This is a genomic window from Pseudoalteromonas sp. SR43-3 (assembly GCF_014163875.1).
Lineage (GTDB): Bacteria > Pseudomonadota > Gammaproteobacteria > Enterobacterales > Alteromonadaceae > Pseudoalteromonas > Pseudoalteromonas distincta.
Window position 1 is genome coordinate 1 of sequence record NZ_JACJEC010000029.1, and the last position, 15,998, is coordinate 15,998.

Here is a 15,998-nt window from a genome sequence, read left to right on the forward strand (position 1 = left end):
ATGAGTATGTTCGTTAATCATAATGTGCCCTCAAACAAGATTTGAAGATCTGATCATGACATTGAGATTTAGTTCAAAAAAATCCCCGCTAATTTCTTAGCAGGGATTTGTGTATAAGAGACAGCAATTAGCGGCTTTTTTGTGTGCAATAAATAACTAATTTATTATTTACGTTTGGTAGGCTTAACACGTTGATTGTGTTTTTTAACTGCTTTGCGGATCTGGTTGATTTTAGCGCGTTTATCTTTGCGTTTTTCAGGCATAACAGAAAGCTTAGTTTGTGTCTCGCGCCCTAATTTAACGGTTTTGCGTAAGTAGTTTACTGTTTCTAAATCATACTCCATCCAACCACCTTGTGGCACGCGCTTATCAAGCTCTAGTTTACCGTAACGAATACGAATAAGACGAGATACTTCCGCATCTTGAGACTGCCATAAACGACGTACTTCACGGTTACGTCCTTCATTTAACGTTACGTTAAACCAGCGGTTAACGCCTTCGCCACCCATAGGGGTTACAGTCGTGAATTTGGCTGGACCATCTTCAAGCTCAACACCACGTAGTAAGTTTTTAACCGTTTCATTGGTTACTTCACCAAATACACGCGCAGAGTATTCACGCTCTACTTCATAGCTTGGGTGCATCAAGCGGTTAGCTAATTCACCATCATTAGTAAAGAGCATCAAACCCGAAGTATTAACGTCTAATCGGCCAACCGCAATCCAACGCTCACCATCAATACGAGGAAGTCGGTCAAATACTGTACGACGCCCTTCTGGATCTTTACGTGTGCTTAACTCACCTTCGGGTTTGTTATACATAATCACACGACAGATTCTATCTGCTTTTTCTTCAATCTTTACAGTGTGCCCGTCAACACGAATCAAATCGGTTTCTTCAACACGGTCTCCTAACTTTGCCACTTTACCGTTTACACTAACGCGGTTTGCATCAATGTATTTTTCCATTTCACGGCGTGAGCCTACGCCTGCCCGGGCTAAGACTTTTTGTAACTTTTCACCTTGTATAATACTCATTCGGATGGTTCTCTCACAGAAGGATCGCTCAATAACTGGTTAATTTTACTTTGCTGCTCTGTTGGCAGCGCAGGTAAGTTTTCAAGTCCAGTTAACGAAAAATAATCTAAAAATTGTTTAGTAGTTGCATATAAAGCCGGCTTACCCGGAACCTCTTTATGCCCTACCACTTTAACCCAATCTCTTTCGAGCAGGGTTTTAATAATATTCGAACCCGTAGTAACACCCCTTACTTGCTCAATTTCACCGCGCGTAATGGGCTGCCTATATGCAATAAGTGATAATGTTTCCAGTAAAGCACGTGAGTATTTTGGTGCGCGTTCTTGCCACAAGTTATTTAACCAAGGGCTTAAACTACTACATGCCTGAAAACGATACCCACTACCAACTTCAACTAAGCGAATACCACGAGTTTGAAAATGTTCTTGTATTGTATCTATTGCGTCGTTTATTCGCGCCATAGAAATAGCTAAATCTATTAATACAGTATCTTTAAGGTGGCGTTTACTCACAGGCTTATCTGCAACAAAAATAGCTGCTTCAATGATCTCAACTAGTTGTTCATCACTAATTCGCCGACCCGCCATACACACTCTTAACAAATAAAAATACACAGCCATCTATTATGACAGAACAACACCAAACTAGGAAAATATATCTACTAAATAACTAGATTTTAAACACAAAAAAGCCAGTGATTATCACTGGCTTCTAATTTACTCTTTAAAACAACAAATATTAGCTGTGTTTAATGGCTTCTAATGCATCATCTTCAGCTACTGCGTTACCGTATTTTTTAATGTAACCCATAAACTCGCTTTTACTGATGCGCTTATCTTGGTTTTTATCCATGTAACCAAAGTGATTTGAAATATCATCATCGTTACCTTCAACTACCGAAATATAGCCATTACTGTCGTTATCTAAGCTTGAAAAGCTGCTTTCAATTTTATCGAATTTAGCGATTTCAGCTTTAAATGCCGACTCACTTACTTCAGAATCAGTGGCTACTTTACCATTGTTTAACTTCATGTAAGTGTTGAATTCTTTGCGGCTAATTTCGTTATCCATATTGGTATCAATATTTGAAAAATGGCCCCAAATGCTATCGTCATCAGCTTCAACTTTTGAGATGTAGCCATCGCTGTCATTATCTAAACTTGCAAAGTCACTGTCTATTCTTTCAAGACCCTGATTAGATGAACAAGCCGCTAGGCTTAATGATGCTAAAATAGTGGCTGCTAATGTTAACTTTTTCATAAGACGTATCCTTCGTAATTAATTAAATGTCACTTTAACTAATACAAATCCAATGCCAATAATAGTTAACTTATAAGAATCAACAACTTAATCTTGGTTGGTGCATTTATTGAACAGTTTCAACAAGTTAAGCTTGCAAGCTTTGCAAACAACCTTGTAATTTTTGCAAAAAAATACCCGGTAAAAAACCAGGTATCTCAATTTTAGTTATATAGTTCAGCTAATAATTAGATTGCTGCGTTTTGGTAGCGTTTAACAAACTCAGTAACGTTTTGACCATTACATTTTAATGAGTTTAAGTTACCAATTTTTTGACGAACAGGTGCTAAACCTTGTTTTAAAGCCGTCATACATAATTGAGTTTCTTGTTGAGCGTCTTTTGCAAATACTTCTACTTTCTCAACTGATGCGTTGCTTAATGTCGTTTTTTTAGCAATATCGCGAATATCTTCACCATTACATAAAATGCTTTTAGAAAAACGAGATAAGTAAACACCGTGCTGAGCAGCTTCTTTACGAGCAACACTAAAGCCTTCGTTTGCGCTTAGTACACATAACTTAGACTCAATTTTATTATCTTGACTGAAGTAAGTATTGCTTTGTGCTGAAGCAGTTGCAGATGCTAATAAAGCAGTAGCTAAAAGTAGTTGTGTTTTCATGAGAGATCCTATTTGAACGAGCTAAACAAGTGAATTTCGCGCATTATATATTCAATAAAGTTAAGTTCAATTGAATTTTTTATTTATTTAAAAAATTAATACTGCATTTACAATGTTTAAACTTTACCCACCAATTGATCAACATTTGTGCAGCTATTTTCTCATTTCAGTCATGTTATGTACGCGTATTTACTGATACAATTTAATTCATTAAATAGATCCAATTTTAAGGTAAATTTTATGAAAGTGATTTCTTTCAATATCAATGGTCTGCGTGCTCGTCTCCACCAATTACAAGCAATTATCGACAAACATCAACCAGACGTTATTGGCTTGCAAGAGATTAAAGTTCATGACGAAGCATTCCCACTAGAAGATGTACAAAAAATGGGATATCACGTCTACTTTCATGGCCAAAAAGCCCATTATGGCGTAGCTATGTTATGCAAAAAAGAGCCTAAATCGGTCTTAAAAGGCTTTGCTACTGATACAGAGGAATCGCAAAAACGCATGATAAGCGTCACTGTTGAACAAGATAACGGTCGCGACCTTACAGTCATGAATGGCTATTTCCCACAAGGTGATAATATTAATCACGAAACTAAATTCCCTTATAAACGACAATTTTATAAAGATTTAATGACACACCTTGAAACCAACCACACCCCCGATCAAGACGTCATTGTTATGGGCGATATCAACATATCACCCACCAATTTAGATATTGGTATTGGCGAAGTTAATGCAAAGCGTTGGTTAAAAACGGGTAAATGTTCTTTCCAACCGGTAGAGCGTGAATGGCTTGCAACATTACTTAATTGGGGCTTTAAAGACACCTTTAGAGAACAAAACCCAGAAACAGACGATCAATATTCGTGGTTTGACTATCGCTCTAAAGGGTTTGTAGATAACCGAGGGCTTCGAATAGATGTAGTACTTGCAACTAATGAGCTTGCAGCACGCTGTATAGATACTGGTATTGACTACGAACTGCGCGGTATTGAAAAACCCTCAGATCATGCCCCTATATGGTCAACATTTAAGTAATTACTATGCTCAGCATAACAATACAAGGGCTACTTTGGGCCCTTGTAATTATTATTGCCCTACTAAGCTTTGATAAAAAAACATATAAAACATTGCTTAATACGCCAGCCCGTCAAACTGGAGTTCTTGCATGTGCGTTAGTGTTTGCAGTGCTTTGGCGAATAAAAGCAGGAATTTTAACGGGCCTTGATTTACACATACTAGGTGTTACCGCCGCTACATTAATTTTAGGCTGGCGATTAACGATTTTAAGTAGCCTACTTGCCTCAGCGCTGCTAACTGCCTTTGGTCAAATTGAACTTGAACTGTTACCAGTACAACTGCTTATTGGTGCGTTTATTCCTATTTTACTAAGCTACCTTGGCTTTATAATTAGTTACCAGTATTTACCTCGTCATTTTTTTGTTTATATATTTGTTTGTGCGTTTATAACTGCAGGGTTTATAGCCTGTATAAAAATAAGCCTAGGTGCTCTATTTTACTTGGCTATACGGCAATACAATTGGCAAGAACTTGCAGATAACTACGTTTATTTAAGTGCCATAATTTGGTTTCCTGAAGCAATGCTCAACGGCATGGCTATAACAATTATGATCACCTATCGCCCGCATTGGGTAAAAACTTTTTACGATAAGGACTACCTAGACTCATGAGTCTACAATATCAATGCCCGCTATGTAACCTCGCACTTTTGAAAGCTGATTCAACACTTCGTTGTGCTAACAACCACAGCTTTGATTTTGCCAAAGAAGGCTATGTTAATTTACTGCCAGTACAACAAAAAAATTCAAAACAACCGGGCGACTCCCTTGAAATGGTGCAAGCTAGACGCGCATTTTTAGAGCGTGGGTACTACCGCTTTTTACAACAAAATCTTAGCGAGTTAGTCGCTCGAATAAGCGCGAATACGGTTATTGATTTAGGATGCGGTGAAGGTTTTTATACCCAGGCAATAGCAAGTAAAACAGACGCTATAGTGTACGGTGTCGATATTTCAAAATCTGCCGTTAAATATGCAGCAAAGCGCTATCCTAAGTGCCATTTTAGTGTTGCATCAATTAGCCAAGCGCCTTTTGAAAGCCAATTTGCTGATGTACTTATTAGTGTATTTGCGCCTTTGTTTGAGGAAGAACTTGAACGTCTAGCTAATAAAAACGCAACATTAGTGGTAGCAAGCCCAGGCCCTTATCATTTAAAAGAGCTAAAATCGTATATATATTCAGAAGTAAACGAACATACTGAAATAGCCACGCCAAAAGGGTTTCAAAAATCAGAACAGACTCTTTTAACAGAGCATGTAGCGCTTAGCTTTACTGATATTAAAAACTTAATAATGATGACGCCATTTGCATGGAAATTTAGACCCGAGCACTGGACAGCACTCGAACAAAAAGGTGAACACAATGTCACCTTATCATTTTATATTACTCAGTTTACCAAAATAGATGATGGTATAACCCGCTAAAACTGCTCTTTAGTAAATGCTCTATCCATTTTTTCAAACATATCTTTAAGTAAGTTAGCAAGCTCCATATAACGGGGCTTGTTCTCACTTAACTGCGTTTGATATCCATTAGCCGCCATTTTAGTGTACAGCTCGTTGTACCATTTTTGCATCGCAGGATCTAAAGGCGTTTGCGCTCGTTTACCTAACCAAAATAAACCTTGTAAAGGTAACGATATAAAAAATAATGCACTCGCAATAGCTTGCGGTAAAAAATCAGAACCTAAGTAATTAAGCTGAAAAAACAACGTTAGCATAGCCAAGATTGGCATTACTGTAATAGCAAGCTCAGTCGCTCTAATCACTCTAAACTCTAAAAACAAAGGCGCAAGCTCTTTACGCATTGGCCATTTTTTACCATACAAACGGCCTGTTTGTAGTTGTGACATCACACTTTTTTGCATCATGACTCCTCACAGATACTGCTTTTAAATACAATAGAAAACGAGCTATACCAAAGTGTAACACAAAATGAGGGAGTTACACTTTCTCAGTAAAAGAGCTTAAATTTCCCCTTTAATGGCGAACAATCCTAACTTAAACATCATAAATAAGGTAAAATATTTAACATTGAGTTAACCACTTTGCAGTTGAACATTTAATTGTTTTAGCTTTATTTAATACCGTAAGTGTAACTATCACGTATTAACGTTCACTTACTAAATTTGTTTATGGAAATTGAATCTATGCCAACAACCTCCCCTGAATCCCAACATGTTTTAGTTTTAAACTGTGGTAGCTCTAGTTTAAAGTTTGCCATTATTGATGCAAACGACGGTCACGAAATTATATCAGGCCTTGCTGAACGCTTGGGCGCCAAAGCCCCCTCCATTAAATACAAATTTAATGGAACTAAGACGGTTATCGACTTAGCGGCTAATCAAGCACATGCTGAGGCTATAAATACGCTTGTAAGCTTAATAAAGGATCATAACCTTGATGAGCACCTTATTGCTGTTGGGCACCGTGTTGTTCATGGCGGAGAGCATTTCACAAAGTCAGTCTTAATTGATGAAGACGTAATTAACGGTATTACTAAAGCGTCTTCTTTAGCGCCGCTACATGGTCATGCGAACTTGTTAGGTATTTCATCTGCACAAGCTTCATTTATAGGTTTACCCCAAGTAGCAGTATTTGACACAGCATTTCATCAAACTATGGATGAAGTTGCCTACCTTTACGCCCTACCCTATAAGCTTTATACAGGCTACGGTGTAAGACGCTATGGTATGCACGGCACAAGTCATTACTATGTAACAGAACAAACTGCTAAATTATTAAATCAGCCTATAGAGAAGAGTAATTTCATTAGTGCTCATTTAGGTAATGGCTGCTCTGTTACTGCAATAAAAAATGGTAAAAGTGTTGATACCAGTATGGGTTTAACGCCATTGGCTGGTATTGTTATGGGTACTCGCAGTGGAGATATTGACCCCGGTTTATTTAATTTTTTAACTACACAGCTTAGTTACAACGCTCAGCAAATAGATAATTTATTAAACCAAGAAAGCGGCCTACTAGGTATTAGCGAACTCTCTAACGATTGTCGAACGATTGAAGAAGCCGCTGTTGCCGGACATAAACAAGCACGTTTAGCGCTGGATATTTTTTGCTACCGACTAGCCAAACAAATTGCAGCCTACATGGTACCATTACAACGTTTAGATGCACTTATATTTACTGGCGGCATTGGCGAAAACTCCGATATCATACGTGAAAATGTCATTAATCAATTAGCTTTTTTAGGGTTCAATTGTGACCAGAAGAGCAATCTTGATGCACGTTTTGGTAATCAAGGTATTATTAGTTCAGCCAATACTTCATCCAAAGTGGTAGTAATGCCGACCAATGAAGAGTGGGTTATTGCACTTGATGCCGCTAACATCGTAAAGGAGCTTTAATATGGCACGTCGTATTATGTTAATTCCTGTGTCTACCGGTGTGGGTTTAACGTCGGTATCCGTTGGTTTAGTTCGCGCTCTTGAGCAAAAAACAGTTAAAGTTAACTTTTTTAAACCCATCGCTCAGCCTCGTTCAGGCGAAACAGGTCCTGAAAAATCAACACAAATAGTCACTCAAGGTTCACCTATTAACCCACCCACCCCTTTTGCTCTTGATTATGCTGAGCAAATGATTGGCGACGGTAAAGGTGATGATCTACTAGAGGAAATTGTTGAACGCTTTGAAAGTAAAATAAACGACGATGAAGTAGCTATTATTGAAGGTATGGTGCCTACTCGTCGCCAACCTTATGCTGGGCGTGTAAACCGCGAAATTGCGCAAACACTCGGCGCTGAAATTGTATTTGTACTTACCCCTGGTAATTACACCATTACTCAAATAGAAGACCGCCTAGAAATTGCAGCAGGTAATTACGGTGGAATCGATCATCCTCGTGTACTGGGCTGTATTTTTAATAAAGTAAATGCGCCACTTGATGAAGAAGGCCGTGCACGCGCCGATTTAGTCGACGCTTACAAACCCGAAGAGCTTGAAAACGAGTTAAATCGTTTAGCGTCTTTACCTATTTTTAAAAAAAATCCGTTTATGTTGCTTGGCGCAATCCCGTGGGATTTTGACTTAGTAGCGCCACGCGTAAAAGACTTAAGCGCGTATTTGAAAGCAACAATAATTAACGAAGGCGATATGCTTCATCGTCGCCTGCGTCGTATTACTTTTTGTGCTCGTACGGTTTCTAATATTTTAAATTATTTTACGCCAGGGGCTTTATTAGTAACACCAGGCGATCGCTCAGACATACTTGTTGCTGCGTGTTTATCTGCTATGAACGGCACTAAACTTGGCGCTATATTACTCACCGGTGGCTTTGAGCCAGAGCCACGCATTATGGCTTTGTGTGAACAAGCCATGCAAACCGGTTTACCAATACTCGCAACCGATGCCGACACATGGCGCACATCACTATTACTGCATAACTTTAATATGGAAGTACCAAATGATGATGACCAACGCATTGAAAAAGTAAAAGATCACAACGCAGAACATATCAATTCAAGCTGGCTCGATACTCTAGCTCAAAGTGTAGGCAAAACGCGTAAGTTATCACCACCTGCATTTCGTTATTTATTAACCGATAAAGCACGTAAAGCAGATAAAACCGTAGTATTACCAGAAGGGAATGAACCTCGTACAATTAAAGCGGCTGCTATTTGTGGTCAACGTGGCATTGCTAAAACTATATTGCTTGGCGATCGCGAAGAAATAATGCGTATTGCACAGCAGCAAGGTATTGAGCTAAACGAACATGTAAGTATCATCGAGCCAAAAAGTATTATAAATGATTATATTGAGCCTATGGTCGAAATTCGTAAAAGCAAAGGCCTAACTGCCGTTGTAGCACAAGAGCAACTACAAGATAACGTCGTACTTGGCACAATGATGCTTGAGCAAGGTAAAGTAGATGGTTTAGTATCGGGCGCGGTTAATACCACTGCCAATACAATTCGCCCGCCCCTGCAGTTAATTAAAACAGCGCCAGGATCATCGCTGGTATCTTCCGTATTTTTTATGCTGCTACCTGACCAAGTGTTAGTTTACGGTGACTGTGCAATTAACCCCGACCCTAATGCTGAACAACTTGCTGATATAGCGATTCAATCTGCCGACTCTGCAGCTGCATTTGGCATAGAGCCACGTGTAGCAATGATAAGCTATAGCACGGGTACATCAGGTACGGGTGCCGATGTTGAAAAGGTACGTGAAGCCACAAAAATAGCAAAACAAAAACGTCCTGATTTAATTATCGACGGCCCACTACAATACGATGCCGCTATAATGGAAAATGTAGCACTTAAAAAAGCACCTAACAGCCCTGTAGCTGGTAAAGCGACTGTATTTATATTCCCAGATTTAAATACAGGTAATACAACATATAAAGCAGTACAACGCAGTGCCGACTTAATAAGTATCGGCCCTATGCTTCAAGGTATGCGCAAACCCGTAAACGACTTGAGCCGTGGTGCATTAGTCGATGATATTGTGTATACAATCGCCTTAACTGCAATTCAGGCAGCCCAAGCAGAAGCGCTAATAGCACATTAAACACAACGTGTGCTTTTTATAGCCTAGCTATTATTTATTTAATAATTAACTAGTTAGGCTATTTATACCCTGCAACCCCCCATACTTATCCACAGAAATTGTGGGTAAGTTTTTAATCTCTATTAAAACCCACTTCCAAATGCTCATTTTAGTCACGCTTACACCTTTAACTTGAAGGCAATAATCTATACTATAAAGCTATCAATAATGCTGTATCGCAGGCGTTTAATGTCAAAACAAACATTACAATTACACAGCACGGTTTTATCTATTCACAGTTTAGATGTTGACGCCGATATACCTGCGGCGCTACTCAAGCTTCCTTTATTTTTTATATCTAAAACCCAGGATGAACTATCTATTGTTTGCCCTAGTAGCTTTGAAATAGAGAGTTTAGATACCGAATCTGATTGGCAAGCACTTGAGGTGGTTGGCCCACTTGGTTTTTCGCTGACCGGAATAATGGCTAATATATCGGGTGTATTAGCACGCGCTAAAATTTCTATTTTTTCAATCTCAACCTACGATACCGATTATATTTTAGTAAAAAAGCAAACGGCCTCACTAGCACTTAACGCCTTAAAAAAAGATGGTTACAACGTGGTGGCCCAATAGCATATGAAAGCACAAACAATTGAATATCTAGCACTCAATAAAACGCCCCGCAGTGCCATCCTTATTACAAGCCCATTTACAGGTAAAGTAATACCGCTTCAAGAACACCCCGAACCTATTTTTAGGTTTGGTATTCTCGGTCCTGGTATTACTGTAAAGCTCAGTAGCCACAAAATTTTAGCGCCGTTTGATGGCACGTTATTACAAGTAAAAAACGCAGGTACTGAGTTTATTTTACAGGCTAAAAATGGTTTAAAAGTTTTAATCAACTTAACTATTACCGGTTCGCAATCAATTACACATACTCATATTGCACAATTAAATGGTAGTGAAATAAGTAAAGGCCAGCGCCTCGCTTATTTTGATTTACGCGAACTAGAAACGCCTATGCTGGCCAGTTTAATCTTACTTAACGGCCATAATCTCGGCACATTTCATTACTCACATTCGCATGTAAATGCGGATGTAGATACCTTATTAACTATTATTAAGAAGAACTAGATTTATGATCACTCTATACGGTATTAGCAATTGCGACACGATAAAAAAAGCAAAAAAATACTTAGCCGACAACAACATCGAATTTACGTTTCATGATTACCGCAAAGATGGCGTAAATGAGCAAATGGTAAGTGATTTTGCAGATAAACTCGATTGGGAACAGCTTGTTAATAAACGTGGCACAACTTATCGCGCACTAACTGATGAGCAAAAACAGAGTTTGACGAAAGAAAGTGCTATCCCATTGTTAGTTGACCAACCTGCCATGATCAAACGCCCAGTACTTATTAACAATGGCAGTTACCATTTAGGTTTTAAAGCAGCTCAATACGATGAGATATTTAAATCATGAAAGATGATGTAATTAAACTCGCCCAAGCACTAATACAACGTGAGTCAGTAACGCCCGAGGATGCTGGCTGCCAACAGATGATGAACGACCGCCTTACTGCGGTTGGTTTTAATATTGAGTCATTATTTTTTACCGACACATTAAATACATGGGCTCGAAAAGGCACACAATCACCGCACTTTTGTTTTGCAGGCCACACTGATGTTGTGCCAACAGGCCCAGAGAAAAATTGGCAACACCCGCCGTTTTCAGGATTAATAAAAGACGGTTTATTACATGGGCGCGGCGCTGCCGATATGAAAGGGTCGTTAGCTGCAATGCTTGTTGCAACCGAGCGTTTTGTTACTAAGCACCCAGATCATAAAGGTTCGATTTCATTTTTAATTACCTCCGACGAAGAAGGCCCGTTTATAAACGGGACTACCCGTGTAATTGATACGCTAGAGGCGCGCGGTGAAAAAATTGATATGTGCCTAGTAGGCGAGCCTTCATCACGGGATGTATTAGGTGATGTTGTTAAAAATGGCCGAAGAGGTTCACTTACCGCTTTTTTAACCGTTAAGGGTGTACAAGGGCATGTCGCCTATCCACATTTAGCACAAAACCCAATTCACCTAGCAACCCCTGCCCTTACTGAGCTTAGCCAAACGGTGTGGGATAACGGAAATGAATACTTCCCTGCTACCAGCTTTCAAATTTCAAATATTAATGGCGGCACAGGTGCAGGTAATGTGATCCCGGGTGAGCTAGAAGTACAGTTTAACTTTAGATTTAGCACGCAAGTAACACATGAGCAATTACAACAACGTGTAAATGACATACTACAAAAGCATAACTTAAATTATGAATTAAGCTGGATAGTAAATGGCTTACCTTTTATTACCGAGCACGGCCCACTTGTTGATGCCACAGTAAAAGCGATTAAATCAGTAACCGGTTTAACCACAAACCTAGAAACTACCGGCGGCACATCAGATGGTCGCTTTATTGCACAAACAGGTGCTAAAGTAATTGAACTTGGCCCACGTAACGAAACTATTCATAAAGTAGATGAATGCGTAAGTACCGATGATTTAATAGCCCTTACCGACATTTACGAGCAAATACTAGAGCAACTTTTAGCATAATGGATGTAACTAAACCAACATCGATAATGTGTATCACAGGGCAAAGTGATACACATTTAACTGACATACAAAATCATCGCTTGCACAGCGCTATTATTAGCGACTTTTTAGCGCTGCAAAGTGCAGCTCAAAAAGCGGGATTTGATCTTACTATTGCCTCAAGTTTTCGCGACTTTGAACGCCAGTCAATTATTTGGAATAATAAGTTTTTAGGTATTCGACCTGTTTATAATAAACAGCAAAAGGTTGTAGATTTAACTAAATTAAATGATGTAGATAAATGCATAGCAATAATGCTCTACTCTGCACTACCTGGCGCAAGCAGGCACCATTTAGGGACTGACTTAGATGTGTTTGATAAAGCTACGGTGAGTGATGATTATAAGCTACAGCTAACACCTGATGAATACTTGCAAGGTGGGCCGTTCGCACCTTTAAGTAATTGGCTTGATTCTAACTTAGTTAAATTTGGTTTTTATCGCCCTTACCAGCATGATTTAGGTGGCGTAGCACCTGAGCTTTGGCATATAAGCCATATTAAGCAATCACAATTATTAGTGAATAAACTTAGCGAGCAAGTACTTTTTGAGTGCATAAAAAACAGTGAACTACAGGGTAAGCAGGCAATACTTGATAACTTACCTGCTATTTATAAACGCTTTGTAACAAACGTAAGCCCACACCTAAAAGAAGGTTAGGTTATATTAAGCCTTCTTTTTATTTAAAATAAACACCAGCACGGCCCCTAATATTAACGAGCTTGCTACTATAAACTCCATTGTTACCTGCTCTGATAAAAACAAAACACCAGCAATGGCAGCAAGTACCGGCACACAAAGTTGCACAACCGCAGCTTGGGTACTTTTAAGCAGTGGCATTGCTACATACCAAACACTATAACCAACTCCAGACGCTATTGCCCCCGAGGCACACGCTAGTAACACCCCTTCAATACTCATATTTTTTAAATAACTCATACCCACAAGTAATAAAACCGGGATAGCAACTAAGCTCCTTATAAAGTTAAACCCAGTAGTACGCAGTGGCGATACGCACACTTTACCGCGAATACTGTAAATACCCCATGCCACACCACTGAGTGCCATAAGTGATGCACCTAATAATGAAGGCACCGCTGCAGATGGCAGCATTAAATATACAAAACCAGATAACGCCACTATAAATGCACACCACTGGAGTACGCTTAATTGCTCTTTTTGATAAATACCCCAGCCAATCATAGTAAGTTGCACAGCAGAAAATAAAATTAGTGCACCGGTACCGGTATCTAGCTCTACGTAGGCAATCGAAAAACAAAGCGCGTAAACAAGCAGGCTAATACTGCTTCGCCAGCTTCCTCTGTCACTTAAAATAGCGGGATTGAATGTGCCTTTACGTTTTAAATTATGGGTATAAATAGCCATTATAATGCCCAAACATGCAGCCCCGCTAAGTAAGCGAATAACAGTAAAGTTCCAAGCATCTATATAACCTTCTGCTAAGGCCATTCTGCAAAAAAGAGAATTTGCGGCAAACGCAATTAAAGCAATTAATGTGTATATGGTGGCTTTCAAAAAAATTCCTTCGCAACGAAAAATAACTATATTGTTTTAACTCACTCGCTAATTAACCAACCACGTTCAAGCCATTGATTAATTTTAGTAATTAAAAACCCAGCGATTTTCTCGCCTGGGAGTTCATTTAAACAGGATTGACATAACTGTGCAAAGGGTGTGTTTTGTTTTAATAAACTCAGTAAGCGGTATTCTTGTGCATCAACGCTTAAATATTGTGTACGCCTTTGAGCATCACGTGCTACAACCCAAAAGCGAGGTTCTGAGACTCTTGGCTCTGGCGGTGTTTGCTTTTGTTTTATTGCCTGCCAACTTTCAACCGCCAACGTATTAAACACAACTAACTGAACACTTGGATGTAATTTTAATAGTAAAGTTGGCCATTGCTGAGGTTCAATACTTTCAAGCTCTGATACATTAAGTAATGTTTTATCGCTTGCATCAAAAGTACTTAGTAATAGTCGTTCAAATTTTGCTATATCTGCAAGTATGGGGTAATCACTAAAAGGAGTATTAGCGGCTAAATAATCTGGTAGCTTCTCTGCAAAAATTCGTAGTGACGTATGAGTTGAAGGATATAAAGCTAAATAACCATCAACCATCATCTCAAATAAATCATCACCTAAGTAAATGCCCAACTGTTCGTGATCTTGCTCAATCACGGCTCTTAAGCGAATTTTATAAGCGCTTTGATAAATAGAGAGTCGCTGTTGTGTATTTAACTGCCCTTGCTGCGCAATTTGCTCGCTAATATCCGAACTTTCTCCTTGCAGTAAATCCATAAACTGTTGTTGCAGCTTTGCTAAACCACTCATGACCTTATATCCCAAAACGGTTTCACTAGCGCTTTGGCATGCTCAAGCTCAGTAATTAAATCATCAAGGGAGCCAATATTATCATCGCGTTCAATCATCGTACTTACCGGATTTAATGTTTTTGCATACTGAGCATATAAGTCCCATACCGCATCGGGAACATCTTCATCGTGCGTATCTATAATATGCGTACCAAAGTCTTGATGTCCTGCTAAGTGAATTTGTGCAATAGCTGTACTCGGAATAGCTGATAAATAATCCATTGCATTAAAGTCGTGATTACGCGCACTTACATAAACATTATTTACATCCATTAAAAACTTACAGCCTGTTTGCTTATGTAATTTCGCTAAGAATTCCCACTCACTCATTTGTGAATCGTTATAGGTTAAATAGCTCGATACATTTTCAAAAATCATTTCGCGCCCTAGGTAGTCCTGAACTTGCGAAATTTTATTTGCTAAATGATCAAGCGCCTCTGAGGTGTAAGGCATTGGTAGTAAATCGTGGCTATTAATACCGCCCACTTGGGTAAAACATAAATGATCAGACACCCAATGCGGCTCAACCCTCGCAATTGTGTTTTTTAACTGATTTAAGTAGTCCTTATCAATAGGGTCAATACTACCAATCGACATTGATACCCCATGCATAACAATCGGATAATCTGCTCTTATTTTATTTAAATAATGCCAAGGTTTTCCACCGGCTACAAAATAGTTTTCTGAAATAATTTCAAACCAATCTACAGCTGGTTTATCTGCAATAATTTGCTCAAAATGCGGGGCTCTTAGTCCTAAACCAAAACCTAAAAAACGATTTGTCATAAACCAAAACCTAAAAAACGATTTGTCATAAACTTCCTTAATAAGCCTGAATAATAAACACATCGTTCAAGCTTATTTTATGCGTTCGATAAATTGGTATTAGCTACCTACAGAACCACCAATATCACCACATGCTTTTGCAGGCATTGATACAAAACCGGTGCCTTTACATGATGCATGTCCAGCACAAGCATTATTAGCAGTCTTACAATCGTTATGACCGCCACACACATTTACATCGTTACAATGTACTAAATCTGCTTTAGCTACACTGCCAACCCATTTATCTTTTACTGTACCGCCAACGTCAGCACATGATTTTGCAGGCATTGCTACAAAACCAGTCCCTTTACATGACGCTTGACCTGCACATGCATTCTCAGCTGTTTTACAATCGTTATGGCCACCACATACATTCGCATCATAACAATGAACTAAATCAGTTGTTGCGCCATTACTAGCAACTGCACTTGATGTTGCCGTTTCTGCCTCTGTTGCATTACAACCAACTAAACCTGCTACCATTACAGCCATTGCTGCACCTGTAAACTTTTTCATTTTTTAATTCCTCTAAGTGATATAACTCTTAGCAAGACCGCTAAAGCGAAAATACTATTT

At 39.0% G+C, this 15,998-nt stretch carries 19 protein-coding genes; 10 read left to right on the forward strand and 9 right to left on the reverse strand.

The window, feature by feature from the left end; genetic code table 11:
• Positions 1–164 precede the first annotated feature (164 nt).
• The 4 genes from rluB to H5088_RS19235 all read right to left on the reverse strand — a co-directional run bounded on the left by rluB (position 165) and on the right by H5088_RS19235 (position 2,956).
• Positions 165–1,037 (reverse strand): 23S rRNA pseudouridine(2605) synthase RluB, encoded by an 873-nt coding sequence (gene rluB / locus H5088_RS19220; RefSeq protein ID WP_024595359.1) that lies wholly within the window; start codon positions 1,035–1,037, stop codon positions 165–167.
• Positions 1,034–1,624, reverse strand: a complete 591-nt coding sequence (scpB, locus tag H5088_RS19225) for an SMC-Scp complex subunit ScpB (protein WP_182672229.1) — start codon at positions 1,622–1,624, stop codon at positions 1,034–1,036. The genes rluB and scpB overlap by 4 nt, the downstream gene beginning before the upstream one ends.
• Before the next feature lie 151 nt (positions 1,625–1,775).
• Positions 1,776–2,297: an EF-hand domain-containing protein gene (locus tag H5088_RS19230; protein WP_002959711.1), complete on the reverse strand. Its 522-nt coding sequence runs from the start codon at positions 2,295–2,297 to the stop codon at positions 1,776–1,778.
• A 227-nt stretch (positions 2,298–2,524) separates the two neighbouring features.
• A complete protein-coding gene (locus tag H5088_RS19235; RefSeq protein WP_007582577.1) occupies positions 2,525–2,956 on the reverse strand; it encodes a hypothetical protein in 432 nt (143 codons plus the stop codon).
• Positions 2,957–3,196: 240 nt separating this feature from the next.
• Between H5088_RS19235 and xthA the strand changes: the two genes are divergently transcribed.
• Genes xthA through H5088_RS19250 form a run of 3 tightly spaced genes read left to right on the forward strand, consistent with a single transcriptional unit; the run spans position 3,197 to position 5,468 of the window.
• On the forward strand, positions 3,197–4,003 hold the full coding sequence (gene xthA, locus H5088_RS19240) for an exodeoxyribonuclease III (RefSeq protein ID WP_182754230.1): 807 nt from the start codon (positions 3,197–3,199) through the stop codon (positions 4,001–4,003).
• 5 nt (positions 4,004–4,008) lie between these two features.
• The gene (locus tag H5088_RS19245) at positions 4,009–4,656 is read left to right on the forward strand and encodes an energy-coupling factor ABC transporter permease (RefSeq protein WP_182754233.1); all 648 of its coding nucleotides are present in this window, start codon (positions 4,009–4,011) and stop codon (positions 4,654–4,656) included.
• Entirely contained in the window at positions 4,653–5,468 is an 816-nt protein-coding gene (locus H5088_RS19250) for a putative RNA methyltransferase (protein ID WP_182754236.1), read from the forward strand. The genes H5088_RS19245 and H5088_RS19250 overlap by 4 nt, the downstream gene beginning before the upstream one ends.
• On the opposite strand, the gene yfbV is transcribed toward H5088_RS19250, so the two are convergent.
• The gene (yfbV, locus tag H5088_RS19255; RefSeq protein WP_024596543.1) at positions 5,465–5,911 is read right to left on the reverse strand and encodes a terminus macrodomain insulation protein YfbV; all 447 of its coding nucleotides are present in this window, start codon (positions 5,909–5,911) and stop codon (positions 5,465–5,467) included. The two genes, H5088_RS19250 and yfbV, sit on opposite strands and share 4 nt — an antisense overlap.
• Before the next feature lie 282 nt (positions 5,912–6,193).
• Between yfbV and H5088_RS19260 the strand changes: the two genes are divergently transcribed.
• The 7 genes from H5088_RS19260 (at position 6,194) to H5088_RS19290 (ending at position 12,862) form a co-directional block, all read left to right on the forward strand.
• Positions 6,194–7,408 carry an acetate kinase gene (locus H5088_RS19260; protein WP_182754239.1) on the forward strand — a complete coding sequence of 405 codons (1,215 nt, stop codon included), beginning with the start codon at positions 6,194–6,196 and terminating at the stop codon, positions 7,406–7,408.
• A 1-nt stretch (position 7,409) separates the two neighbouring features.
• A complete protein-coding gene (gene pta / locus H5088_RS19265) occupies positions 7,410–9,569 on the forward strand; it encodes a phosphate acetyltransferase (protein ID WP_182754242.1) in 2,160 nt (719 codons plus the stop codon).
• 228 nt (positions 9,570–9,797) lie between these two features.
• The gene (locus H5088_RS19270; protein WP_002959696.1) at positions 9,798–10,184 is read left to right on the forward strand and encodes an ACT domain-containing protein; all 387 of its coding nucleotides are present in this window, start codon (positions 9,798–9,800) and stop codon (positions 10,182–10,184) included.
• Between the two features lie 3 nt (positions 10,185–10,187).
• Complete coding sequence (locus H5088_RS19275; protein WP_002959694.1) at positions 10,188–10,685, forward strand: PTS glucose transporter subunit IIA; 498 nt, start codon at positions 10,188–10,190, stop codon at positions 10,683–10,685.
• A 4-nt stretch (positions 10,686–10,689) separates the two neighbouring features.
• Positions 10,690–11,037 carry an ArsC family reductase gene (locus H5088_RS19280; RefSeq protein WP_154903257.1) on the forward strand — a complete coding sequence of 116 codons (348 nt, stop codon included), beginning with the start codon at positions 10,690–10,692 and terminating at the stop codon, positions 11,035–11,037.
• Positions 11,034–12,164, forward strand: a complete 1,131-nt coding sequence (gene dapE / locus H5088_RS19285) for a succinyl-diaminopimelate desuccinylase (protein WP_182754245.1) — start codon at positions 11,034–11,036, stop codon at positions 12,162–12,164. The genes H5088_RS19280 and dapE overlap by 4 nt, the downstream gene beginning before the upstream one ends.
• Positions 12,164–12,862: a M15 family metallopeptidase gene (locus H5088_RS19290; RefSeq protein WP_182754248.1), complete on the forward strand. Its 699-nt coding sequence runs from the start codon at positions 12,164–12,166 to the stop codon at positions 12,860–12,862. The genes dapE and H5088_RS19290 overlap by 1 nt, the downstream gene beginning before the upstream one ends.
• A gap of 6 nt (positions 12,863–12,868) precedes the next feature.
• Here H5088_RS19290 and H5088_RS19295 read toward each other — a convergent pair whose 3' ends face one another.
• The 4 genes from H5088_RS19295 to H5088_RS19310 all read right to left on the reverse strand — a co-directional run bounded on the left by H5088_RS19295 (position 12,869) and on the right by H5088_RS19310 (position 15,938).
• Positions 12,869–13,738 carry a DMT family transporter gene (locus tag H5088_RS19295; protein WP_182711338.1) on the reverse strand — a complete coding sequence of 290 codons (870 nt, stop codon included), beginning with the start codon at positions 13,736–13,738 and terminating at the stop codon, positions 12,869–12,871.
• A gap of 41 nt (positions 13,739–13,779) precedes the next feature.
• Positions 13,780–14,553, reverse strand: a complete 774-nt coding sequence (locus H5088_RS19300) for a DNA-binding domain-containing protein (protein WP_024595108.1) — start codon at positions 14,551–14,553, stop codon at positions 13,780–13,782.
• On the reverse strand, positions 14,550–15,380 hold the full coding sequence (locus H5088_RS19305) for a DUF692 domain-containing protein (protein ID WP_182754251.1): 831 nt from the start codon (positions 15,378–15,380) through the stop codon (positions 14,550–14,552). The genes H5088_RS19300 and H5088_RS19305 overlap by 4 nt, the downstream gene beginning before the upstream one ends.
• A gap of 99 nt (positions 15,381–15,479) precedes the next feature.
• The gene (locus H5088_RS19310; protein WP_024595110.1) at positions 15,480–15,938 is read right to left on the reverse strand and encodes a hypothetical protein; all 459 of its coding nucleotides are present in this window, start codon (positions 15,936–15,938) and stop codon (positions 15,480–15,482) included.
• Positions 15,939–15,998 lie beyond the last annotated feature (60 nt).